Source organism: Bacteroidota bacterium (genome assembly GCA_016195025.1).
Taxonomy (GTDB): Bacteria; Bacteroidota; Bacteroidia; order Palsa-948; family Palsa-948; genus Palsa-948.
Genome location: JACQAL010000060.1, coordinates 88,213 through 109,861, shown reverse-complemented (window position 1 = coordinate 109,861; position 21,649 = coordinate 88,213). Strand labels below are relative to the sequence as shown.

The following is a 21,649-nucleotide window of genomic DNA, read 5'->3' as shown; positions in this document are numbered from 1 at the left end:
CCATGAAACTAAAATCTTTTTTCTTCGGAATTTTATTAGTCCTTTCTTTCTTTGCACAAGCGCAGACAAAAATAAATGGAATAATTTTTTCCGATACCTACACTGCCGGAAAAGATAAACTGGTTCTGAACGGTGGCGGCACGCGTGAAAAATTCTGGATGGATATGTACGTGGCGGGTCTTTATCTTACAGAGAAAAATAAAGACGCGCAAAAAATTATTGACGCGAATTCTTCCATGGCAATCCGCATTTGCATTGTATCGGGGTTGATTACAAGTTCAAGAATGACGGAAGCGGTGGATGAAGGTTTTAAAAAATCAACGGACGGGCATCCGGAAAAATTCTCAGACCAGATTGCAAAATTCAAAAGCGCCTTCAGCGAAGAAATAAAAAAGACCGATGTGTTTGACATTGTTTACACAGGAGAAAAAGTTTCCATTTACAAAAACGGAAAATCAAAAGCAGAAATTGACGGACTTGATTTCAAGAAAGCTGTTTTCGGAATTTGGCTGGGAAAAGAACCTGTGCAGGAAAATCTGAAAGAAGAATTACTCAGTTCCAAATAAAAAATTCTCATGGAAACAATTCCCAACCAACGCAGCACTTTTCTCACAGTGCTTTGCATTTTAAGTTTTATAAACGGAGGATTGAATATTCTTTTCAATATTCCTTCTCTGTTAATGCCGAACTTCATGGAGACCTATATTGAAATCATAAAGCAGACGCAAAGCATGAATGATTACTCCAATGCTCCGCCCGCACTTTCCGGAATGATGAATGATATTATGGCAATGCTTGAGCGGATGTCGCAGCACTGGACGGTGATGATTCTCTCTACGATATTACTTGCTACTATGAGTGTGATTGGCGTTTGGATGATGTGGAATGTTAAGAAAGCGGGATTTCTTTTTTATACCACCGCGCAAATTCTCTGGACACTCATGCCATTTGTTTTTATGGGAGTAAATTGGCTTTCCATTCTCGCAGTTGGAATCAACGCAATCTTTACTGCCGCTTTTATTATTATGTACGGAACGCAGTTGAAGAAGATGAATTAAAAAGTTCTGCTCACCCCAATCATCCATCTGAACGCAGTGTAATTTGTTTCCACGGCAGGAATTCTGTTTAAGAAGAACGGAGAATCGAAGCGAATGGTGAGCGGGTCAACTTTTTGAAGCGGTCCCCATTTTTTTATGGTGAGCGCTGCGCCTGCGCCCGCATCTGCGCGGAAGTCGGCAAGTTTTAAATTCTCAGACGAAGAATTATAATTCAGCACGCCAACGTCTCCAAACAAATACGTGTTCAACTTAAAAGTTTTCTGCGCCCATTTGATAATTCCGTTCTGATCGGTGATGTGAATGAATTTGAACAATTGGTCAAACTCCAGTTCGGTGTTGAACGCTGCTCCCGAATTTCCGCGGTAAACAAATTTTATATTTCCGTTTGCATCTTCCTGCGGAGCAAGATAACCCGCGTATCCGCGCAGGTTTAATCCTCCTCCCATCTGAAAATGATTTACGTTTGCGCCATACCCCATCCACTCATCGGGAAAAAATCCGCGCGAGCGCGTGAATTTATTTTCCATCAATTCTTCCGGGTTTGCGCCTGCGAGATAAAGCGCGGATTCCTTCGGAGAATTTTTTCCTGTTCCATACTGAACAAAGAAGCGCGTGTTCCAGTTTAATTTTTTTCCGAGACGATTTTTATTTACAACGGTTAAATGCGCGTTCGCATAATCGTAATCACTCATTAAGGTTGAAGAACGCAAGTCTAGATTTATTTTTCCTGTTCCCCAACTATAATTGTAATTATGCTCATAGCCAAGATTGATGGTGTTGTTCAGCATTCCGTTATCCCATTCATCGGGGAATAAAAGATACGCGCGGTCTTCGTAGCGCTGGCGAATCATGGATTTGAAAAACCCATACACGCGGTTCAGATTATTTTTATCGCGCTTTTCAAAACCTGCGGAGTAAGCATTCAGTCCGTCCAGATGTTTTATAGAAATATTCACGGAAGAATTTTTCACAAACTTGTCTGTGGAAGTTTTATAATTCAACCGGTAAGAAACATTGTTGAATGCATTTCTGCTGATGGTAGAATCAACTTTTCCCTGCGCAAGCCCGGAGTTAATCCAGAAGTTTGCGTCAAACGCATCGTAGTAGTTCATAAAATTTCCGTTGATGTGAATTCCGGCTTTCACGCCATCAAATGAATTATACCACACATCGGGGCGGGTGAAAACTTCATACTGCGTCCAGTCGGGAGGATTATTAATTTTTGAATCGAAGTTGTAAGAAACCTCCATGGGAAATTTATTGTTGCGCATGTCCACATCGGCAAGTCGCTCGCTCGGGTCAATAATCACCTGCTTGATGCCCGAAGGAATTTTCACAACGGCTTCGTAAGTTGGTTGAATTTTATCCCAGCCATACCATTTCGGCAAAACAGTTGCGTCTGTTTTCTTCACGAACCATGTATTCGGAATATGAAACTTATGAACGGAATCATTTTTTGCAATCACAACAAAGTCAATAGGCATTTGCAATTGTCCTTCCCGCTCGAACGTAATTTTATATTCTCCGGGATTTTTTGTTTGCTTCACGGATTCAATTTCATAGTCAATCGTCTTGGATGTTTCCAGCCACTCATCAAAAAACCAATTCAAGTCCACGTGCGTGAACTGAATAATTGAGTTGCGGAAATCTTCCGGATACGGATGCGCAATTTTCCACTGGCTCACGTAATGCTGCATGGCTTTCAGAAATAATTCATCGCCCAAAACATATTGAAGATTGTAAAGCATAACAGCAGTTTTAAAATAAACTTGTCTGTATCCGCCACCATGACGAAGCGCGGTGTTGAAATCATTCGAGTGGCGGCTGATATTTGTTTCTTCCCCGTGAATGGCGTCAATCATGTAAGGAAGATAAACTTCTGAGTTGCGTACGTAATCCGTATTTGAAAACCGTTCCACATATTTTGAAGCGGACGGAGTTTGAATTCTTTTTTGCCCGTCAATTTTTTCATAACTCCAGCAAGTGAGAAACTGCGTGAAGCCCTCGTCCATAAACGCGCGGTAGGTTTCATTTGTTCCCACCATTCCGAAAAACCAATTATGCCCGACTTCGTGCGTAAATAAATCGCGGTAGTTCGGATCCCAGCCGCCATCGAGCGTGAGCATGGGATATTCCATTCCATCGCGCGCATCGGCAACCACCATTTTCGGATACGCGTACATTCCGAAATCTTCCGAATAGGTTTTAATAATTTTCGCTGTGTAATCGGCAGCATTCTGCCAGCGCGCAGCAACACCCTCTTGTGCGAGCGCGATACATTTTATTCCGTTCCATTCCGATTCACCGATTCTGTAAGTCGGGTCGGCAGTGAAAGCAAAATCGTGAACGTTGATGGCGTGATACTTCCACGTCTTGCGCGATTTTTCTGTGGAGTCATACGGAATAATTACCGAAGGCGCAGAGAACATCGGCTTCGATTTAAAATTGCTGATGTCTAATTTTTTTCTGAGTTCATCGGGAAGAACTTCGCTGCGGTTCAGCAAATCCCCTGTAGCTTCCACAATATAATTGTTTGCGAAGTTCACTTCCACATCATACGTTCCGAAGTCACCGTAAAATTCTTTTTCCATGTGCTGGTCGGTTTCCCATCCGAATTTTCTATCGTAAACGCATAAGCGCGGATACCAATGCACGCCATCGTAATGTTTGTTTGGAAAACTGTTAAACATTTTCATTCTTCTGCGCTGCGTGCCCGAATCAAAATAGGATTTAAAAACAATCTGGAATTTATCTGAATCATTCGGCAAAAGCGGCTCGGGCAAATAAACTTTCAGAATCGTGTTGTCGAGTTCCATCTTCGCGGGCTCGCTGCCCACAAAAAGATTTTCGATTACTTCATTTTTCCCCTGCGCTTCGTAATGACCGTATTTTGGTTTCACTCCGTTTTCTTTCGTCATCTTATCAAAGTAAGAACCCGGCTGAAAAGCATTCTGGTATAAATGAAAATAAACAAAGCGAAGCGTGTCGGGAGAATTATTGTAGTACGTGAGTTCTTCGTTGCCGCTCACAATATCGGTCTTCTCATCCACCTTCGCAAAAATTTTATAATGCACATCCTGCTGCCAGTAACCTTCGAAGGGCTTACGGTTTTTCCAGTAATAGGAATTTGCAGCGGAGCGGTACACCTGGGAGAAATTAAAAATTAAAAAGGAAAAATTAAAAAGGAAAAGAAGAATAGTTTTTTTCATGTAAAAAGAATAATGGGCGAAGATAAAGATTCCGAGATAATCCTATTTAGATTCTCTAAAGTAAACAATCATGTCGGTAGCGGGAATTGTTGTAATACCCAATTCCCTCAGCATGGTGATGATTTGCCCGCGGTGAAACGTGCTGTGGTTCATGCAGTGAAAAATCATTTGCCAGTATGGCTGGGTGTAAGAATTTCCCCGCGTGTCTTTGTAAGCGCAATTTGTCTGCAAATAGTTTTCATCTTTTGTTTTTATATGCTCTGTAAAATTTTTTGAAAGGGAAAGAAAATTATTTGCCGCTTCCTCAAAACTTCCTGTAAAGTCCATCGCAGGAACTTTTGAGAGTGATTCACCGTGCAAACGCTTCCACCATAATTCTTCCGCACCCCAAATGTGATACATTGTTTTTCTCAGCGAAGGAAAACTGCTTTTCACTTCTTTGTCGAGAAGAGAAGAATTATTTTTTAGTAAATCTGTTATGCGCGTGTTCGCCCAGAGATTGTAAGCAGTGTGATTTTCCAAAAGTTGTTTCATAAAAAATTCGTGTCAATTAGTGTAATTAGTGGCGGCTATTCCCAACCGGAAACTAAAACATCCGCAATGTGCATCACCTTCATATTATGTTTTTGCTTTTTGATGTAAGAGTCAAGATGCAGCAGACAGGACATATCGGTGGAAATAATATATTCGGCATGAACTTCCAAAGCGTTCTTCACTTTTTGCTCTGCCATTCCCACGGCAATGGGTTCAAACTTTGCGGAGAAAGTTCCGCCAAATCCGCAGCAGGTTTCCGTATCTTTCATTTCGCGGAGTTCCAGTCCGCGAACTTTTTCAAGCAACGTTCTCGGCTCGCGCTTGATTCCGTATTCGCGCAGCGCAGAACAGGAATCATGATACGTTGCAACTCCTTTCAGCGATGCGCCAAGATTTGTAATCTTCAGAACATTTACCAGGAAATCTGAGAACTCAAAAATATTCCGCTGCACTTGCTTGTAAGCATTGTGCATAGTGGAGTTGTGAAACATTTCCGGATAATAATTTTTTACATACCCCACACACGATGCCGAAGGAGAAACAATGTATCTGTCATTCTGAAATTCCTTGATGAATTTTTCTCCCACCTCGCGAGCTTCATCCCAATAACCTGCATTGAAAGCAGGCTGTCCGCAGCAGGTTTGTTCAGGATTGTAATTTATTCCGCAGCCGAGTTTTTCTAAAACTTTTACCATGTTCAGCCCAACATTTGGGTGAAGCTGGTCAATGAAACAGGGAATAAATATGTCAACTATCATATTTGTTTTGGTATTCTCAAAAGTAAAATAAATCCGACAACAAAAAATAAAACCAAGGCAAGAATCGGATTGCGCATGCTTTCGGAAAGTTGTTCAAGCAATCCAAACAATCCCATTCCGCAGACAATGCAAAGTTTTTCGGTAACATCATAGTAGGAAAAATAAGTTGCGTGGTCTTCCGTTTCGGGAAGCATTTTGGAATAGGTGGAACGCGAAAGAGATTGAATTCCTCCCATCACCAGCCCGACAATTCCTGCGAGAATATAAAAATGATTGGCCGTATAGGTGAAGTAAGCGGCAATGCAAACTCCAATCCAGATAATTGTCGCGGACTTCAGCGTAAAAATATTTCCTCTTTTTCCTGAGACGAAAGAAAATAAATATGCGCCTGCGATTGCGACAAATTGTATGACAAGAATTACAATGATGAGTTGCGAAGATTCCAGTTTTAATTCCTTGCTTCCGAAAAGAGTTGCAACAAGCATCACCGTTTGCACGCCCATGTTATAAACAAAAAAGGCGGAGAGAAATTTTGCGAGTTGCTTATGCTGTTTTAATTCATTCCAGACCTTTTTCAATTCGAGATAACCATTGAAGAGATAATGCCCTTCCGGTTTGTGCCCGTAAACATTATCCGGCAAATAATAAAAAGGAATCTGCGCGAATAAAATCCACCACGCGCCAACGGTGAGAAAAGAAAATCTCGTAGCCGTTGCGGTGTTTTCCAATCCGAAAAATTCCGGCTTCATCACCATCGCTAAATTCAGAATGAGAAGAAGCGCACTGCCAATATATCCCATGGCAAAACCTTTTGCGCTCACGCGGTCGTGATGTTCTGGCTCGGCAATTTCAGGAAGATACGCGTTGTAAAAAACAATGCTTCCCGAATAGCCGATGCAGGCGAGAATGACCGTAAGAACTCCAATCCATAAATTTTCCAAGCCCGTAAAAAAATACATGGCAGCGCACGAGAGCGAACCGAGATAACAAAAAAACTGCATGAATCTTTTTTTGCTTCCGCTGTAATCGGCAATGCCCGAGAGGAGAGGAGAGATAAGTGCAATAACCAGGTAAGCGAATGCAAGCGCGTAATCATACAAAGTGGAATTAATGTATTCTCTTCCTATAAAATGAACTGCGTTTCCATTTTCATTTTTTGTAACCGATAAATAGTAGATTGGAAAAATGGTGGAAGTAATAACAAGCGGGTAAACCGAATTCGCCCAGTCATAAAAACTCCAGGCGGTAATAATTTTTTTGTTTCCTTTTTGAAGCATGTGTGCACAAACCTACACAATAAAGGAAATAAAAGTATACGGTATAAGGCATAAGTAGTTAACAGGCATTCTATTTTACTCAGCAGTAGTATGGAAACAAAAACAATTTCTAAAAACTATACAACGCTGCCGGAAAAAGCAGTAGTTGACAAAGTATCCTCTTCGCTTTTGCTGAGAGGAATTACTATGCACTATGCGGAAAATAAATTTGAAGGGTTAAAACTTCTGAAAGAATTAATTCCGCCCGGAGCCGAAGTGATGACCGGAGGTTCTACAACGCTGGAGCAAATTGGGTTCAAAGATTATTTAAAATCAGCGGGCATCTCTGGAGAAATCTGAAAATAGAAATCGTGAATGAAAAAGATAAAGCGATTCAAAAAGATTTACGGAAGAAAAGCGTGCTGTCAGAATATTTTATTGTGAGCGCGCAGGCAGTTACTGAAAGCGGGCAAATTCTGAATTCATCGGCATCGGGAAGCCAGATTCCTTCTATTGCATACACGAGCGAGCATGTTATTTTTGTGGTGAGCGTAAATAAAATAGTTCCCACACTTGAAGACGGAATAAAAAGAATCCGCGAGCATTGTTTTCCGCTGGAAGATAAACGAATGAAAGAACATGGCAGTGTTGGTTCTTCGGTTTCTAAAATTCTGATTTTCGAAAGAGAGTTTGAGTCAAAAAGAAAAATAGAACTTATTTTTGTGAATGAAGTCCTTGGTTTCTGAAAAATAAAAATCCCCTCCGGCATTTCGAAAGGGATTTGCAATAAGGTTATACAAATACTACTTGGAGATAAACACTTTTTCTGTCAGACTTCGAGAAAAAAGCGTTTGAGGAATTTGATATCCTTTCCTGGCTGGAAAGTAAAATTGAAAAAAATCTTTTGGAGAAATTGTGAGAAAGAAAATTAAAATCTGAATTCCTTCACTGTATTCACAAAACATTTCACCTTGTCAACATCCGTATCCGGATAAAGCCCGTGACCAAGATTTGCAATATGATGTGTGGGTCCAAAAGCGCGAAGCATTTTTTTAGTTTCTTTTTTTATGGCGGAGAAATCAGCATACAGCAAGCAGGGGTCGGCATTTCCCTGTAAAGTTTTGTTTTCTCCTATGAGTTTTCGTGATTCTGAAATATCCATTGTCCAGTCGAGTCCAATCATTTCGCAAGTGAGTTTTGAAAGTTCTTTTCTTGCAAAGTGTGCATCTTTAGCAAAAACAATTTTAGGAACTTCAGAAATCGAATTGCAGATTTCAGAAATATATTTCAGCGAAAACCCGGAATACATTTCAGGAGATAAAATTCCCGCCCATGAATCAAAAATCTGAATGAGGTCTGCGCCTGCAGTAATCTGCGCTTTTAAATAATTAATCGAACTCTCCGTAATCTTTTCAAGAAGCGCCCGTGAAAGTTCCGGTTCTGTATAGAGAAATTTTTTCGCTTTCGAAAAAGTTTTGCTTCCGCTTCCTTCAATCATGTAAGCGAAAATTGTCCAGGGCGCTCCGCAAAAACCAATCAGCGGAACTTTTCCGTTTAATTTTTTCTTTGCAATTTTAATCGCGTCAGTTACATATTTTAAATCTTCTCCTTGCGCGATTTGCAATTGGACAATATCTTTTTTTGTCCGAATAGTTTTTTCAAAGAGCGGACCTTTCGCTTCAATCATTTTATAAGGCAAACCCATTGCTTCAGGGATTACAAGTATGTCGGAAAAAATAATTGCAGCGTCAACGCCAAAAATTTCTACCGGCTGAATGGTAACTTCTGCAGCGAGTTCCGGGTTTTTTACGAACGAAATAAAATCTTTTGCTTTCTCACGAACTTTTCTGTATTCAGGCAAAACTCTTCCTGCCTGGCGCATGAGCCAAACAGGTGTGCGTTCGGTTTTTTCTCCTCTTGAAGCGCGAAGAATTAAATCATTCTTGAGCATGAGCGAAAATAGTACAATACAAAAAAGCAGATGTCATGTAATTGTAAGAATCTTTTTAGCACATTCGCAAAATGGTTAAGAAGTTAAAAGAATTAGAAAAAATTTCCCGATTGCTCGAGCCAACTTCTTCTCAGCGGAAAAAAACAAGAACAAAAGTTATTTCCTATAGCGAAAAATTTCTGAATGAGATTGAAAAGTTAAATGCATATAATCTGACATCCGGTAAAGGAATTGATTTGCTTTCATCCCCGATTTCTGAAAAGCCGATTGATATTTCAAAAGCCATAAAACTTCTTGAGAAGAATGTTGACTTTCCGGGACTCAATCCTGCTTCAGGCGGACATCTTGCTTACATTCCGGGAGGAGGAATTTATTATTCCGCGCTCGGAGATTATCTTGCGGATATTTTCAATCGCTATGCCGGAGTTTTTTATGCCGGCCCCGGTGCGGTGCGCATGGAAAATATGCTCATTCGCTGGATGGCGGAGGCAGTTGGTTATCCTCAGAACTGTGGAGGCAATCTCACCTCAGGTGGTTCGCTTGCAAACCTGATGGGAATTGTAACCGCGCGCGATGCAAAAAACATTTCTTCAAAAAATATTTCGCAGAGTGTAATTTATCTTACAAAGCAGGTTCATCACTCTGTTGCAAAATCAATTCGTATTGCGGGATTGAAAGAATGCATAGTGCGCCATGTGCCGATGGATGCGCGGTATAAAATGAATTCGGTTGAACTCGAAAAACAAATTTCGCTTGACAGACAAAACAAATTAAATCCTTTTCTTGTCATTTCTTCTGCAGGAACAACCGATGCAGGTGCTGTTGACCCGCTGGAAGAAATCGGAAACATCGCAAAGAAAAATAATTTATGGTATCACATTGACGCGGCTTACGGAGGATTTTTTATTCTCACCGATGAAGGAAAAAAGAAATTGAAAGGCATTGAACTTTCCGATTCACTCGTGATTGATCCGCACAAGGGATTGTTTCTTCCCTATGGGCTTGGCGTTATTCTGGTGAAAGAGGTTAAACATTTACAGGAGTCGCATTATTACCAGGCGCAGTATTTACAGGATGCTCTTGGAAAAGAAGATGAACTTTCTCCTGCTGATTTATCTCCAGAACTTACCAAACATTTTCGCGGCTTGCGTTTATGGCTTCCGTTGAAACTGATGGGTCTGAAACCTTTCCGCGCCTGCCTGGAAGAAAAACTTTTACTTGCAAAATATTTTCATAAAGAAATTCAGAAACGTAGTTTTGAAACCGGCCCTGAACCCGAACTTTCTGTTTGCACATATAGATGGATTCCGAAGAAAGGAGATGCAAATGAATTTAACAAAAAACTTCTGGAAGCAGTGGTTGCAGACGGAAAAGTTTTTATTTCATCTACCCTGCTCGATGGAAAATTTACTTTGCGCCTTGCCTGCCTTGCATTCCGCACGCACTTGAAAACAATTAATACGCTGCTTGAAGTGCTTGATGAAAAAGTGAAAATGCTGGAGAGAAAATAAATTATGTCGCCTGAAAAAATAATTTTGGATTCACCAGAATTATTTTCCAAATGTCATATTGAACTTTGAGCCAGATAATAAAAAGCGGAACTGCTTTTATTTTATAAGGAGTAAAAAAGTTTTCTCTCAGGAACTTCGGATAAACATCGCTCGGGGCAAGAATGCAGAAAAATATCAGCAGAACCAATAAAAAAATATTTATTTTATTTTTTTCCGAATTAACAAACCACATTGCAGCGCCTGTCACGCCAATAATGTACGTGGCAGATTCCGCCATTTGATTAAATGAAACAAGAAAAATCATAATGGAAGAAATAAAAAGATATTTTATTTTTTCTTCCTTGTGTGAAATAAGAAATACAACAGGCAGTAAAAGAAAAAACAGAGCAGGAACCTGCACGCATAAAAAATTAAAATCAATTTTGAACCAGGAAGAAACCACCGCCATTATTGAAAGTCCGGTACTGTAACTAATCACCGATGCAAATTCGCTCTTGTATTGCTCTTTTAATTCCTGCGGAGAAATAAAAATCAATGGCAAAGAAATAAATGCTATAAAAAAAAGTGCGGACGAAAAAATAAATTTCATCTTCTTCGGATAAAGAAGAAAAAGTGCTGCGGAAGCAAATCCGTAAATCTTGATAAATAAATTCAGTACTACAAAAAATCCAGCCCGAACAATTTTATTTTCTTCGAACCCCGCAAAGGCAAGAAGAATAATTCCCGTCACAAGTGCATTTGCCTGGCAGTTCTGAATGGCAGTGATGAATTCAATAAAAATAATGCAGAGAACAAGCGCGCCTTTACGCTCGTCTTTTCTGAAAACATTTTTTACTCCAAAAAATAAAATCGCAGCATTCAAAATGTTCCACAGCAGAACTCCAATGGATTCAGGAAAAAAAGAAAACGGAGAGATGAGCACAGCAAAGGAAGGAGTGTAGCGGTATAAATCCCAGTAGTATTCCGGGTGTGCGAGATAAAGATTTCCATTCACTTTCAAAATATCGAATGAATGCGAAAAGATTTGGTAATTATTATAGTCCTTGGAAATTACACGAGGCAAAAAAAATACTACGGCTGAAACCACATAAACTATCAGAAGAAAATTATATCGGAGTATTTTTTCTTTCAGGAAACGTATTTTCACTTGCGATTTAGTTTGTATTTTCCAGATGTTTTTCGCAAATATAAATGGAACAAATCAGAAAATAATTTCATTGCATCTCCGAGAAAAGACACCGTTGTGGTTTCGTGGTCATAGCGGAAATTCACCGGCATCTGAATAATTTTTATTGCATTGTTCTGTGCTATGCAAAGTAATTCCAAGTCAAAACTAAAACCGTTTTTGCAGGAAAGTTTCAGCAACGGTTTTATTTCTTCCGCAAAAAACATTTTCAACCCAGCCTGGCTGTCTTCCAGCCTTTCCACCAGAAAAGTTCTTCCTAATAAATTTAAAAAACGGCTGGACAGATGCCTCGTAAAAATATATCTGAAAAACTGCGGAGGCACTAAATAGCGCGAATCGGGATGAACACGGTTGGCGATTAAAATTTGTTTGGGAGAAATAGTGGAATAAAAATTATCCAGGTTCTCCAAATCGTATGCTAAGTCAGGGTCAGTGAACGCGATCAATCCGTCTTTGATTTCTGTAATTCCGCGCTTAAGTGTTCCGCCTTTTCCAAGGTTGATTTTATTTTTCTGAACCTGAATACGCGCGGCATTCAATGATTTTTTTTGCAGCGAAGAGAGAAGTTCAAACGTATTGTCCGCGCTGCAATCGTCTATGAAAAAAAGTGAAATCTGACTTCTTGTGGAAATAAAATTATCGAGTGTAGCAAATGAATTTTGAATAAAAGAAGATGAATTATAGCAGGGGATTATGAGTGTTAGCCGGTTCATACTAATTCATTCAGCGGAACAATTTCAGCAAAGTCAAAAATTTTATTTCTCGTTTCAAGAAGCGATTTAATTTCTCTTTCTCTTTCCTCGTTGTACGAATCTGAAAATTTTATTTTATCGCTTTTATATCCCGGGTGAACAATCCATATTGCTTTGCCTATATTTTTTTCTTTCAAAAATTCAAAATGTCGCAGAATGTTTTTTGCAGTAAAAGTTTTTCCCATCATATTCAAGCCGAAAACCGGAATAGCAGATTTTTTCCCGAATAAATTAAAAAGAATTTTTTTTACAGATATCCCCGGAGAAATTTCCCTGGCAATACGAAAGTAAGGTATTTTTTTTTCAGCCGAAAAATTTTTAATAGCGCGGGCAACAACAGGAAGAATGTGAATGTGCTGATGAGTATCTATGTGCGTAATTTCTTCGGAGTAATTTTTTCTAACTATTTCATATTGCACGAATAACTCATCAAGAATATTTCTTGATTTAATTTTTCCGGAAACTATTTTTCGTGCAAGCACGTATTGATTTTTGCAATTTGCTGCAAAATGATTACAGCCCGAAGTAAGCGAAAAGTGTAACCCCACGGAAATATTTTCTTTCTCTGAAATTTTTTTCCATTCATCACCGGAGCAATGCGAAGCCATAATGCTGGTGGAGGAAACCAGCCCTTCTTCTATCATATGCAAAATTCCCCTGCTGATTTCGGGAGAAAACCCAAAATCATCGGCATTGATACAGAGTTGAATTTTTTTACGGCTCATTCCAACGAAAATAAATTATTTTTTTCTTCTGCTTGACAAATATTCTCTATAGCATCTTTTTATTGAGAGAAACAAATCATAATCGGAAGCCGATAGAATAAATTGGTCGGGCAAAAAACAAAAGTTCAAAAAATCTTTTGTGTTCAGCGTATCGTTGCCCGTAATCATTCTTATTTTATCAGCGCTGATGCGGTTCTCTTTTATTTCGTCAATTAATAATTGCTGGTAAAGCCCGGAAAGTTTTTTCAACTCTTTCCCTTTTTTACTCAAGGCATAATACAATGCATCTATATTCAATCCTCCTCCATAGGAGTTTGATGTGAACAGCGAAGACATTCTCTTGTACTCTTCTATTCTTCGTTCGTAATATTCTTTTTCTTCCTTTGTAAATGAATGCGAAGTAATAATTAGAGGTTTAAGTTCCACAGTTTTTTGCCGGAGAAAAATTTTAAGACGCAGTGAAAAATTTTTTACCGAGTCCTTCAGCGTGTGAGTAAAAATTTTTGTCATGTTGTATCCCAAATAAGAAAAGGCAAGCGTATCGCCAAATTGAATACTGAGAGAAAATTTTCCCTCATCATTGGCAACGGTTCCGTTTGAAGAATTTTTGTCAACCGCGTAAGCGAATGGCATTGGAGTTGCGCTGTCTTTGTCAAAAACAATTCCTTTCACGTTTATTGTCTGTGAAAAGGAAATTTCACAGAGCATAAATAAAATTACAGAAAAGAATTTTTTGTGCAAGCTTTTTTTCTTGAAGGTACTATTTAAAGCATTTTGTGGAATTTTGTTTCCTGAAATTTTCTATAGGGCTTTGGCGGTTTGAAATTGAAGCGATAGCCGAAATCGAAAGAGCCCATGATAAATTTCATTTCAAACCGTAACGCATTCGATTCATAATTATTCAAATCATAAATGCTTGATATGCGAATGAAAAATCTTTTTCCGTTATAGCCGAATGCAGTTCGCCAGTCGCCTGCAAACCAGGTTTTCCAATAGCTGTAATGATAATTTTCCGAATAGAAATAAAAATGCCTGTACTGCCGTTCAAGCCCGAGCGAGGCAAAAAAATTCAGATAAAATCTTTTGAAGAAAACAAACGTGCGCGTAATGCCCGCACCGGCAGAGTAAGCATAAATATTCATTCGATGCAGCCCATCCCATACCGGCCCATAATATTTTTGCAGCAAAGGAGGAATAAAAGAAGAATCGCTGCGCATAGAAAGCCCATAAAAATTATATACCAATAAAATTGAACCTGCCGATTTTATCTGCCGCTTTACATTTGCATACGCTCCACTGAGCGAAAACCGTTTATGGGAAATAGTGTAAATAAGTTTTGATTTTATCTGGTGAATAGTTAGCGAAGGATTCTGAAAATAAAAAGTTGTATCGGTAAATGGCTGAACATACTTGGGAGTATTCTTATCGTAAAATCCCGTGTATCTTCTGTAACTGTTTTCAAAGCGAAAACCGCTTGTGTTAATATTGGCGCCAAGGTCGAGGTAATTTGTATTGCCGGTTCTTTTATCTCCCGAAGGAATGGACTTGTAGCCGAATGCGAGCGAGAGAATATCATAATCGAGTGAAATTCCTGAAACGTGATTTGAGTTTGCTATATAATTCACAGTTGATTTTCCGGAATCAGGAAAATTTTTTTGAGCAATTGTAATGTCAAAATTTCTTTCCGATTGCCAGAGTGCAATCACCAGTTTGTTTTTATAAAACTTTACATAATTCGTGTCGGTTTTATTTGTATCGGATGATGTTGCCGATGCAGAAACTGAAGTTGATTTTTGAGAGAAGAGGAATAAAAAAGAAAAAATAAATAAAAAAAGAGAAACTATTTTTTTCATATTGAATTAAAACCTGAAGATTGTAAAAACTCCAGAGTTTTTTCTATGTTTTCACGTTCGCACGGATAATATTCAGCGCACCGCCCGCTTTAAACCATTCAATCTGCTGAGCGTTGTAGGAATGATTTGCTTTGATTATTTCGTGGTCGCCTTTGCTGTGATGAAGTACGAGTTGTAAATGTTTTCCGGGAGTGAATTCAGTTAAGCCGAGCACATCAATAGTATCGTCTTCCTGAATTTTATCGTAATCATTTTTATCCGAGAAAGTGAGCGCGAGCATTCCCTGCTTTTTCAAATTTGTTTCGTGAATGCGCGCAAAAGATTTTACGAGCACAACTCTTACTCCGAGATGACGCGGTTCCATCGCTGCGTGTTCGCGCGAAGAACCCTCTCCGTAATTTTCATCTCCAACCACGATTGAACCGATATGCTGATTCTTGTAAGCGCGTTGCACTTTCGGCACTTCATCGTAATTTCCCGTGAGCTGATTCTTTACCGAATTTGTTTTTAAGTTGAACGCATTGATTGCGCCAATCAGCATATTGTTTGAAATATTATCGAGATGCCCGCGGTATTTCAACCAAGGTCCCGCCATAGAAATATGGTCGGTGGTGCATTTTCCTTTTGCTTTGATGAGCAGTTTCAAATTTTTTAAATCGGTTCCTTCCCATGCGGGAAACGGTTCGAGGATTTGCAAACGGTCGGAAGTCGGTTTCACATTTACCTGCACTGTACTTCCGTCTTTTGCGGGTTCCTGGTAGCCGGCATCTTTCACGTCAAAACCTTTCGGAGGAAGTTCCAATCCGCTGGGGTCGGGCAATTTTATTTTTTCTCCTTTGGAATTTACCAGAGAATCTTTCAGCGGATTGAAAGTTAAATCTCCCGCGAGCGCAAGCGCAGTTACAATTTCTGGCGAAGCAACAAACGCGTGCGTGTTCGGGTCACCATCATTTCGCTTCGCGAAATTTCTATTGTATGAAGTGATGATGGAATTTTTCGGTTCAGGTTTCACGCGGTGGCGCGCCCATTGCCCGATGCAAGGACCGCAGGCATTCGCGAGAACAACTCCTCCCATTTTTTCAAACCATTGCAAATACCCATCGCGCTCCACTGTGTAGCGAACTTGTTCCGAACCGGGCGTGACAGTGAATTCAGATTTTGCTTTCAATCCTTTTTCCACAGCGTACTTTGCCAGCGAAGCAGCGCGCGAAATATCTTCATAGGAAGAATTGGTGCACGAACCGATTAATCCAACTTCCAATTCAGCGGGCCACTGATTTTGTTTTACCGCTTCGGCAAATTTTGAAATAGGCCAAGCCAAATCGGGAGTGAACGGTCCGTTCACGTGCGGTTCAAGTTCCGAAAGATTTATTTCAATTACTTCGTCAAAATAATTTTTAGGATTCTCGTATACTTCTTTATCTCCGCGCAAATGTTCGCTCGCATTATCCGCAGCATCCGCCACATCTTTTCTCCCGGTTCCTTTCAAATAGGAAGACATTTTTTCATCGTAGCAGAAAATAGAAGTAGTTGCGCCAATCTCCGCGCCCATGTTGCAAATGGTTCCTTTTCCGGTGCACGAAAGAGAATCCGCGCCTTCGCCAAAATATTCCAGTATGGCATCGGTTCCTCCTTTCACGGTGAGAATTCCTGCCACTTTCAGAATTATATCTTTTGATGAAGTCCAACCGCTTAATTTCCCTGTGAGTTTTACTCCTATGAGTTTCGGCATTTTTAATTCCCACGGCAATCCTGCCATCACATCGCATGCATCCGCGCCTCCGACTCCGATTGCAATCATTCCGAGTCCTCCGCCATTTACAGTATGAGAATCCGTTCCAATCATCATTCCTCCTGGGAAACAATAATTCTCCAGAAGCACCTGGTGAATAATTCCTGCACCCGGTTTCCAGAAACCAATTCCATATTTATTCGAAACGGAGGAAAGAAAATTATAAACTTCTTCATTCACTTTTATTGCTCGCTCCAAATCTGTTTTGGCTCCGCTTTGCGCGGTAATCAAATGGTCGCAGTGAACGGTGCTCGGCACTGCAACTTTTTTTCTTCCCGCCTGCATGAATTGCAAAAGCGCCATTTGCGCGGTGGCATCCTGCATCGCAACGCGGTCGGGATTAAAATCCACGTATGATTTTCCGCGCTCATAAGATGTTGAAGGCATTCCTTCGGTGAGATGCGCGTATAGAATTTTTTCGGTGAAGGTTAATGGTCTTCCGATAATTTTTCGCGCTGTAGAAACTTTTTCGGGAAGACCTGAATACACTTTTTTAATTACATTGATGTCGAATGCCATGGAATTTATTATTTTGATGTTGCGTTCATTTATTTGAGTGCTGGCGAATTTACAAATAATAAAAAATGCTGTTTATAAAGGATGAATATTTTCTTAGTATAAGAAATATGCCTGAATGGCATGAATTTATTATCGGCACGGTGATTGACAACTTTTTCTGAAATTGGATGTATAAATTGTATGAACGAAGAGAAACAAAAAATTTTCCGAAGCATTTTTTTTCCTTCCCTCTTTGTGGCGATTTTATGGGGAGTGAAGATTTTTGAAAACGTTTTCGGAATTAATTTTATCCAGTTTGGTTTGTACCCGCGCTCGTGGCAGGGGCTCCTTGGCATTCTCACCTGCCCGCTCATTCATAGTTCCTTCAATCACCTTTTTTCAAATAGCATTCCGCTTTTAATTCTGGGCGCCATCACATTTTATTTTTACCGCCCCATTGCTTTTTCGGTTTTCTTCTGGGTTTATCTCATGAGCGGAATCTGGCTGTGGGCTGCCGGAAGAGAAGCGTATCATGTTGGCGCGAGCGGATTGGTATACGGCTTCGTGGCTTTTCTTTTTTTCAGCGGAATAATCCGCAAAGAGCGAACGCTCATGGTGCTTTCGCTGCTGGTGGTTTTTCTCTATGGAAGTTTGGTGTGGGGATTGTTTCCGATTTATCCGACCATTTCGTGGGAAGCGCATTTGCTTGGCTCGCTGGCAGGAATTATTACAGCATTTTATTTCCGAAAGGAAGGGCCGCAGGCAAAAAAGTTTGAATGGGAAGATGAGAAAGAAGAAAATGAAATTACTTTTCCAAAAGAAAATTCAGAAGATAATTTTTAAAACCGAAAAATTATTTTCTGTTTCTGCACGAAGAAAATAAATTCCGCTGGGCCTGTTTTCCTTATTAATAATGAGATTTCTTGTTCCACCCGGAATATTTCGTTCTATAATTTTTTCTCCTACTGAATTCCAGATTTCAATTTTTAATTTTTCCCGGGAAGGAGATGTTAAAATATAATTTCCCGCAGCAGCATCAAACAGCAGAGAAAATTTTTCTTTATTCAGATTTTCAGAAACAGAAACAGGATTGCAATTGGTGAGTTTCTGAAATTCAAAGTAAGCAAGTTTCCTGTCGGAGGGAGAAAAATTTCCGAAGTAATATAATCCCCAGTATGCTCCGGGCCAATCCATAAACGTAAACCAGTTTGCAAGCGCAATGCGGTTGTCATTCAGAAAAAGAGCAAAAGAATTTTTCAGATTATCCGCCTGCCCCTGCTCCGTTACATTTGAAGATTCCCAGCCGAATTCTGAAACCCAGATTTTTTTGGGAGTGCTGTTGCCTTCCCATTTCGCAATAATATTCCACATGCCGTTTATGTTTTTGTTCAGCGCGGTGGTGATAGTGGACGGTACCGAACTTCCCTGCTCTACATATAAATGCTGACCGATTCCATCGAGCGGATAACTTCCGGTTTCCTGATTCGTCCAGTCCCAAGCCCAAACATTTTTCCCGTACCAATAGGTGTCGTCCAAATATTGCGAGCCATCATTTGCATCGAATGTGAACAGAGCCCCCGAAATTAAATTCACCTGCCATGCAGGGTCATTCCAATGCCCGTTAAAATATTTTACGTTCAGATAAATATCCTGAAGAATGTATGCGAACCATTGCGTGCAAACCACCGAAGTCCATCCGTTATCCCAGTTGTTGGGCTCGTTGTAACTTTCAAATGTGTGAACGCGGTCTTTGAATTTATCCACCACGCTCACGAAATTGTAAACATAAAGTTGCTCCCACTGCGCAGCAGCGGCAGAATCGGCAGTGTTATCGCTCGGATAAGCAATAAGCAAATCTCCTATAGAGTTGGGCTGAATTTGCGCGCCAATCAATCCGTAAATCTGAATACCGCGGTTCACCAAACTATCCACCATCTCATCGTAGGTTTGCTTCCATGTTTTTCCGTTGTGAAGCGTAACATCATCGGGAGAATTCCACGGACCGAGAATAAAATTCAAACGAATATTCGGAGTGCAGGTTTGCGCTATCTCGGAATAATTTAAATAAATCTGCCCTGAAGAATTATCAATCGGCTGGCCAATGTCGAGGCAAATTTTTGATTGCGCGTAAGCAAAACAGGAGATTTGCGAAATGAGAAAAGCAAGTAAATATTTTTTCATTAAAAAAAATAATAAGCAAACTTATGAATTAAGGAAAAGAAATCAAAAATAATTTCTTTCCATTCTTGGAAATCCGTAGTGAGAACAAATTAATTGTTTAGCATCACGGGCATAACAAGCATGAGAATATCTTCTTCCTTATTTCCGTTTTTTGCCGGAAGCAAAACGCCTGCGCGATTAGGCGAACTCATTTCAAACTGAACCTCTTCGCTGTCCATGTTGCTCAGCATTTCGGCAAGAAACTTTGAGTTGAAACCGATTTCGATGTCTTCGCCTTTGTATGTGCAAGTGAGGCGCTCGGCCGCTTCGTTAGAAAAATCCAAATCCTCGGCAGAAACATTCAGTTCGCTTCCTTTTAATTTCAGGCGAACCTGGTGGGTGGTTTGATTTGCGAAGATGGAAACTCTGCGGATGGAATTGAGAAATGCTTCCCGGTCAACAATCATCTTATTCGGATTTTCTTTTGGAATCACCGCTTCGTAGTTCGGATATTTTCCATCAATCAAACGTGAAACAAGATGTGTATTTCCAAATGTGAATGAAACATTCGTGTTATTGTATTCCACTTTTACCTTCTTATCGCCCGCCAGAATATTTTTCAGAAGCGTGAGCGGTTTTCTCGGAATGATGTACGAACTTGCTTTTTTTGATTTCGTATCGCTGCGCTTGTAGCGAACAAGTTTATGCGCATCGGTGGAAACAAACGTAATTTCATTTCCTTCGAGTTGCACAAACACGCCACACATTACAGGGCGCAGTTCATCATTTCCCACTGCGAATAAAGTTTTTGTAATTGCTTTGCCCAGCGTGTCTGCATCCATCTCAAAGGAAGATGGCGATTCCACTTCCGCCATCTTCGGAAAATCATCTCCGTCATGACCGGTAAGTTTATATTTTCCGTAATCGGAAGAAATTTCAATGGCGAATTTTTTCTTATCAATGGTAAAAGTGAGCGGCTGTTCAGGAAAAGTTTTCAGCGTATCGAGAAGCATACGAGCCGGCACTGCAATAGTTCCTGAATCTTTTGATTCAACCGGAAGCGTGGCGGTCATGGTAGTTTCCAAATCAGATGCAGAAATTTTTAATTCTCCTTTGTTGATGTGGAAAAGAAAATTATCGAGGATGGGAAGCGCATTGCTGGTGCTGAGCACCCCGCTAAGCGCGCCAACTTGTTTTGAAAGCGCAGAACTGGAAATTATAAATTTCATTTTGTTTGACGATTAGATGTTATACATTTTTTTGATTTCAGAGGGGGAGCAAAATTAAATTATTGAAATGGAAAAGACACTTGTTCAGACGGTAATTTTTCACAACTTGTTGACTATTTCTTAACAATCGGATTTTTTGAAACGGAGGCATCCTTATGCAGGAAATTAGAAATCCCAATAAACAATTTTCCAAACACAAAATACTGTACTACTGCAAAATCTTTTTCATCAAGCAGCACGTCCATTCGTTCAGGGTCTTCTTCATAGGATTTATTGGTTACAGGATTGATTTGGCTCGGATGTGCCTTCAGCGCGAAGGTTTTTACCGTATGAATTTTTCCGTTTCGCTCTTTCAATGTAATGATGTGAACGGGCCCGTTAGCAAGAAGCGAATCTTTCAGCGAAGCGCGCATATCATTTTTCAATCCTTCGAAAGAAATATTTGAATAGTACGTAATGTATCGTTTCGCTTTTATAGTATCGAAGACAGGAATATTTTTCCCTTTGCTGTCGGCAAGCGAGATTTCATTTTTGTCATTGAGAGAAAAAGTATACGATGAATCCGGAAAACGTTTGAACTGAACTGATATGGAAGAAATTTCATCGGGATAAAGCGCAAACACATGACGGTCGCGCCATTCTTCTTCATCCGCAAAATACCGTACTGATAAAAATCCGTTGAAGCCGGGAATAAACATTATAAAAGGAAGAGTGGAGTTTTCTCCCGACTCGGCATCGGTGAGAAGCATAAAAGTTCCAAGACCATCCTGCGTATCTGCGCCAACGTAATACATTTTCGCAAGTTTATCTCCCCGGTAAATTTCAACTTTGGTTCCCGAAGTGGCAAGTTGTTTTGAAACAGGTTCAATGGCGGTTTTCGCAACCGGATTTCTTACGCGCAAATCTTTCATAGTGGAAAGAAGAATTTTCATGGCATCGGTTCTTGCTTTGAATTTTCCGTTCACCTGCCAGTTGCCGGGTTTTATTTTTTCGAGCGTAACTTGTTTTCCTGCCGTATTCACCATATAAATTTTTGTGACGGAAGCAGTATCGTCTATGGCAAAATCATAAAGTTCTTTCCGGATTGTGCTCTTGCTGCTATGAAGATAAAGCCAGAATGAAACCGAAGCAACAACTATGAAAATGAGAATGGCGATTTTATTTTTTGAGGACATAT

Annotated in this window: 20 protein-coding genes; 6 read left to right on the top strand and 14 right to left on the bottom strand. The window is 40.0% G+C overall.

Going from position 1 to position 21,649, the window contains the following annotated elements; genetic code table 11:
• Positions 1 to 2 precede the first annotated feature (2 nt).
• Positions 3 to 566 carry a chalcone isomerase family protein gene (locus tag HY063_12365; GenBank protein MBI3502576.1) on the top strand — a complete coding sequence of 188 codons (564 nt, stop codon included), beginning with the start codon at positions 3 to 5 and terminating at the stop codon, positions 564 to 566.
• A 9-nt stretch (positions 567 to 575) separates the two neighbouring features.
• Complete coding sequence (locus HY063_12360; GenBank protein MBI3502575.1) at positions 576 to 1,058, top strand: hypothetical protein; 483 nt, start codon at positions 576 to 578, stop codon at positions 1,056 to 1,058.
• Here HY063_12360 and HY063_12355 read toward each other — a convergent pair.
• Genes HY063_12355 through HY063_12340 form a run of 4 tightly spaced genes read right to left on the bottom strand, consistent with a single transcriptional unit; the run spans position 1,055 to position 6,836 of the window.
• The gene (locus HY063_12355) at positions 1,055 to 4,267 is read right to left on the bottom strand and encodes a M1 family metallopeptidase (protein ID MBI3502574.1); all 3,213 of its coding nucleotides are present in this window, start codon (positions 4,265 to 4,267) and stop codon (positions 1,055 to 1,057) included. The genes HY063_12360 and HY063_12355 overlap by 4 nt on opposite strands.
• A 42-nt stretch (positions 4,268 to 4,309) precedes the next feature.
• Entirely contained in the window at positions 4,310 to 4,801 is a 492-nt protein-coding gene (locus tag HY063_12350; GenBank protein ID MBI3502573.1) for a hypothetical protein, read from the bottom strand.
• A gap of 35 nt (positions 4,802 to 4,836) precedes the next feature.
• The gene (locus HY063_12345; protein MBI3502572.1) at positions 4,837 to 5,559 is read right to left on the bottom strand and encodes a (Fe-S)-binding protein; all 723 of its coding nucleotides are present in this window, start codon (positions 5,557 to 5,559) and stop codon (positions 4,837 to 4,839) included.
• A complete protein-coding gene (locus HY063_12340) occupies positions 5,556 to 6,836 on the bottom strand; it encodes an MFS transporter (GenBank protein MBI3502571.1) in 1,281 nt (426 codons plus the stop codon). The genes HY063_12345 and HY063_12340 overlap by 4 nt, the downstream gene beginning before the upstream one ends.
• Before the next feature lie 90 nt (positions 6,837 to 6,926).
• Here HY063_12340 and HY063_12335 point away from each other — a divergent pair, with 90 nt between their 5' ends.
• Together HY063_12335 and HY063_12330 are read left to right on the top strand one after the other, a co-directional pair.
• Positions 6,927 to 7,175: an LUD domain-containing protein gene (locus HY063_12335; protein ID MBI3502570.1), complete on the top strand. Its 249-nt coding sequence runs from the start codon at positions 6,927 to 6,929 to the stop codon at positions 7,173 to 7,175.
• Between the two features lie 11 nt (positions 7,176 to 7,186).
• The gene (locus HY063_12330; protein MBI3502569.1) at positions 7,187 to 7,561 is read left to right on the top strand and encodes an LUD domain-containing protein; all 375 of its coding nucleotides are present in this window, start codon (positions 7,187 to 7,189) and stop codon (positions 7,559 to 7,561) included.
• Between the two features lie 182 nt (positions 7,562 to 7,743).
• Here the strand turns inward: HY063_12330 and hemE are convergent, their stop codons facing one another.
• Positions 7,744 to 8,766 carry a uroporphyrinogen decarboxylase gene (gene hemE, locus HY063_12325; GenBank protein MBI3502568.1) on the bottom strand — a complete coding sequence of 341 codons (1,023 nt, stop codon included), beginning with the start codon at positions 8,764 to 8,766 and terminating at the stop codon, positions 7,744 to 7,746.
• Positions 8,767 to 8,837: 71 nt separating this feature from the next.
• Between hemE and HY063_12320 the strand changes: the two genes are divergently transcribed.
• A complete protein-coding gene (locus HY063_12320) occupies positions 8,838 to 10,277 on the top strand; it encodes an aminotransferase class V-fold PLP-dependent enzyme (protein MBI3502567.1) in 1,440 nt (479 codons plus the stop codon).
• Position 10,278: 1 nt separating this feature from the next.
• On the opposite strand, the gene HY063_12315 is transcribed toward HY063_12320, so the two are convergent.
• From HY063_12315 to HY063_12290, 6 genes are read right to left on the bottom strand one after another with little or no spacing between them, the layout of a single operon-like run.
• On the bottom strand, positions 10,279 to 11,424 hold the full coding sequence (locus tag HY063_12315; GenBank protein ID MBI3502566.1) for a DUF2029 domain-containing protein: 1,146 nt from the start codon (positions 11,422 to 11,424) through the stop codon (positions 10,279 to 10,281).
• Complete coding sequence (locus HY063_12310) at positions 11,421 to 12,176, bottom strand: glycosyltransferase (GenBank protein ID MBI3502565.1); 756 nt, start codon at positions 12,174 to 12,176, stop codon at positions 11,421 to 11,423. The genes HY063_12315 and HY063_12310 overlap by 4 nt, the downstream gene beginning before the upstream one ends.
• On the bottom strand, positions 12,173 to 12,940 hold the full coding sequence (locus HY063_12305) for a ChbG/HpnK family deacetylase (GenBank protein ID MBI3502564.1): 768 nt from the start codon (positions 12,938 to 12,940) through the stop codon (positions 12,173 to 12,175). Before HY063_12305 ends, HY063_12310 begins: the two co-directional genes overlap by 4 nt.
• A 15-nt stretch (positions 12,941 to 12,955) precedes the next feature.
• Positions 12,956 to 13,648, bottom strand: a complete 693-nt coding sequence (locus HY063_12300) for a carboxypeptidase-like regulatory domain-containing protein (protein MBI3502563.1) — start codon at positions 13,646 to 13,648, stop codon at positions 12,956 to 12,958.
• A 56-nt stretch (positions 13,649 to 13,704) separates the two neighbouring features.
• On the bottom strand, positions 13,705 to 14,793 hold the full coding sequence (locus HY063_12295) for a DUF4421 family protein (protein MBI3502562.1): 1,089 nt from the start codon (positions 14,791 to 14,793) through the stop codon (positions 13,705 to 13,707).
• Positions 14,794 to 14,836: 43 nt separating this feature from the next.
• The gene (locus HY063_12290; GenBank protein ID MBI3502561.1) at positions 14,837 to 17,104 is read right to left on the bottom strand and encodes an aconitate hydratase; all 2,268 of its coding nucleotides are present in this window, start codon (positions 17,102 to 17,104) and stop codon (positions 14,837 to 14,839) included.
• Positions 17,105 to 17,284: 180 nt separating this feature from the next.
• Here HY063_12290 and HY063_12285 point away from each other — a divergent pair, with 180 nt between their 5' ends.
• A complete protein-coding gene (locus HY063_12285; GenBank protein MBI3502560.1) occupies positions 17,285 to 17,926 on the top strand; it encodes a rhomboid family intramembrane serine protease in 642 nt (213 codons plus the stop codon).
• Here the strand turns inward: HY063_12285 and HY063_12280 are convergent.
• The 3 genes from HY063_12280 to HY063_12270 form a co-directional block, all read right to left on the bottom strand.
• Positions 17,909 to 19,264, bottom strand: coding sequence for a T9SS type A sorting domain-containing protein (locus HY063_12280; GenBank protein MBI3502559.1), 1,356 nt, complete (start codon positions 19,262 to 19,264; stop codon positions 17,909 to 17,911). The two genes, HY063_12285 and HY063_12280, sit on opposite strands and share 18 nt — an antisense overlap.
• Before the next feature lie 89 nt (positions 19,265 to 19,353).
• Positions 19,354 to 20,472 carry a DNA polymerase III subunit beta gene (dnaN, locus tag HY063_12275; GenBank protein ID MBI3502558.1) on the bottom strand — a complete coding sequence of 373 codons (1,119 nt, stop codon included), beginning with the start codon at positions 20,470 to 20,472 and terminating at the stop codon, positions 19,354 to 19,356.
• A gap of 113 nt (positions 20,473 to 20,585) precedes the next feature.
• Positions 20,586 to 21,647 carry a hypothetical protein gene (locus HY063_12270; GenBank protein MBI3502557.1) on the bottom strand — a complete coding sequence of 354 codons (1,062 nt, stop codon included), beginning with the start codon at positions 21,645 to 21,647 and terminating at the stop codon, positions 20,586 to 20,588.
• Positions 21,648 to 21,649: the final 2 nt, after the last annotated feature.

Excerpts from the sequence above, each read along its gene's own strand:
- HY063_12365 (MBI3502576.1), top strand. The coding sequence starts at position 3 with ATGAAACTAAAATCTTTTTTCTTCGGAATTTTATTAGTCCTTTCTTTC.
- HY063_12360 (MBI3502575.1), top strand. The coding sequence starts at position 576 with ATGGAAACAATTCCCAACCAACGCAGCACTTTTCTCACAGTGCTTTGC.
- HY063_12355 (MBI3502574.1), bottom strand. The coding sequence starts at position 4,267 with ATGAAAAAAACTATTCTTCTTTTCCTTTTTAATTTTTCCTTTTTAATT.
- HY063_12350 (MBI3502573.1), bottom strand. The coding sequence starts at position 4,801 with ATGAAACAACTTTTGGAAAATCACACTGCTTACAATCTCTGGGCGAAC.
- HY063_12345 (MBI3502572.1), bottom strand. The coding sequence starts at position 5,559 with ATGATAGTTGACATATTTATTCCCTGTTTCATTGACCAGCTTCACCCA.
- HY063_12340 (MBI3502571.1), bottom strand. The coding sequence starts at position 6,836 with ATGCTTCAAAAAGGAAACAAAAAAATTATTACCGCCTGGAGTTTTTAT.
- HY063_12335 (MBI3502570.1), top strand. The coding sequence starts at position 6,927 with ATGGAAACAAAAACAATTTCTAAAAACTATACAACGCTGCCGGAAAAA.
- hemE (MBI3502568.1), bottom strand. The coding sequence starts at position 8,766 with ATGCTCAAGAATGATTTAATTCTTCGCGCTTCAAGAGGAGAAAAAACC.
- HY063_12320 (MBI3502567.1), top strand. The coding sequence starts at position 8,838 with ATGGTTAAGAAGTTAAAAGAATTAGAAAAAATTTCCCGATTGCTCGAG.
- HY063_12310 (MBI3502565.1), bottom strand. The coding sequence starts at position 12,176 with ATGAACCGGCTAACACTCATAATCCCCTGCTATAATTCATCTTCTTTT.
- HY063_12305 (MBI3502564.1), bottom strand. The coding sequence starts at position 12,940 with ATGAGCCGTAAAAAAATTCAACTCTGTATCAATGCCGATGATTTTGGG.
- HY063_12300 (MBI3502563.1), bottom strand. The coding sequence starts at position 13,648 with ATGCTCTGTGAAATTTCCTTTTCACAGACAATAAACGTGAAAGGAATT.
- HY063_12295 (MBI3502562.1), bottom strand. The coding sequence starts at position 14,793 with ATGAAAAAAATAGTTTCTCTTTTTTTATTTATTTTTTCTTTTTTATTC.
- HY063_12290 (MBI3502561.1), bottom strand. The coding sequence starts at position 17,104 with ATGGCATTCGACATCAATGTAATTAAAAAAGTGTATTCAGGTCTTCCC.
- HY063_12285 (MBI3502560.1), top strand. The coding sequence starts at position 17,285 with ATGAACGAAGAGAAACAAAAAATTTTCCGAAGCATTTTTTTTCCTTCC.
- HY063_12280 (MBI3502559.1), bottom strand. The coding sequence starts at position 19,264 with ATGAAAAAATATTTACTTGCTTTTCTCATTTCGCAAATCTCCTGTTTT.
- dnaN (MBI3502558.1), bottom strand. The coding sequence starts at position 20,472 with ATGAAATTTATAATTTCCAGTTCTGCGCTTTCAAAACAAGTTGGCGCG.
- HY063_12270 (MBI3502557.1), bottom strand. The coding sequence starts at position 21,647 with ATGTCCTCAAAAAATAAAATCGCCATTCTCATTTTCATAGTTGTTGCT.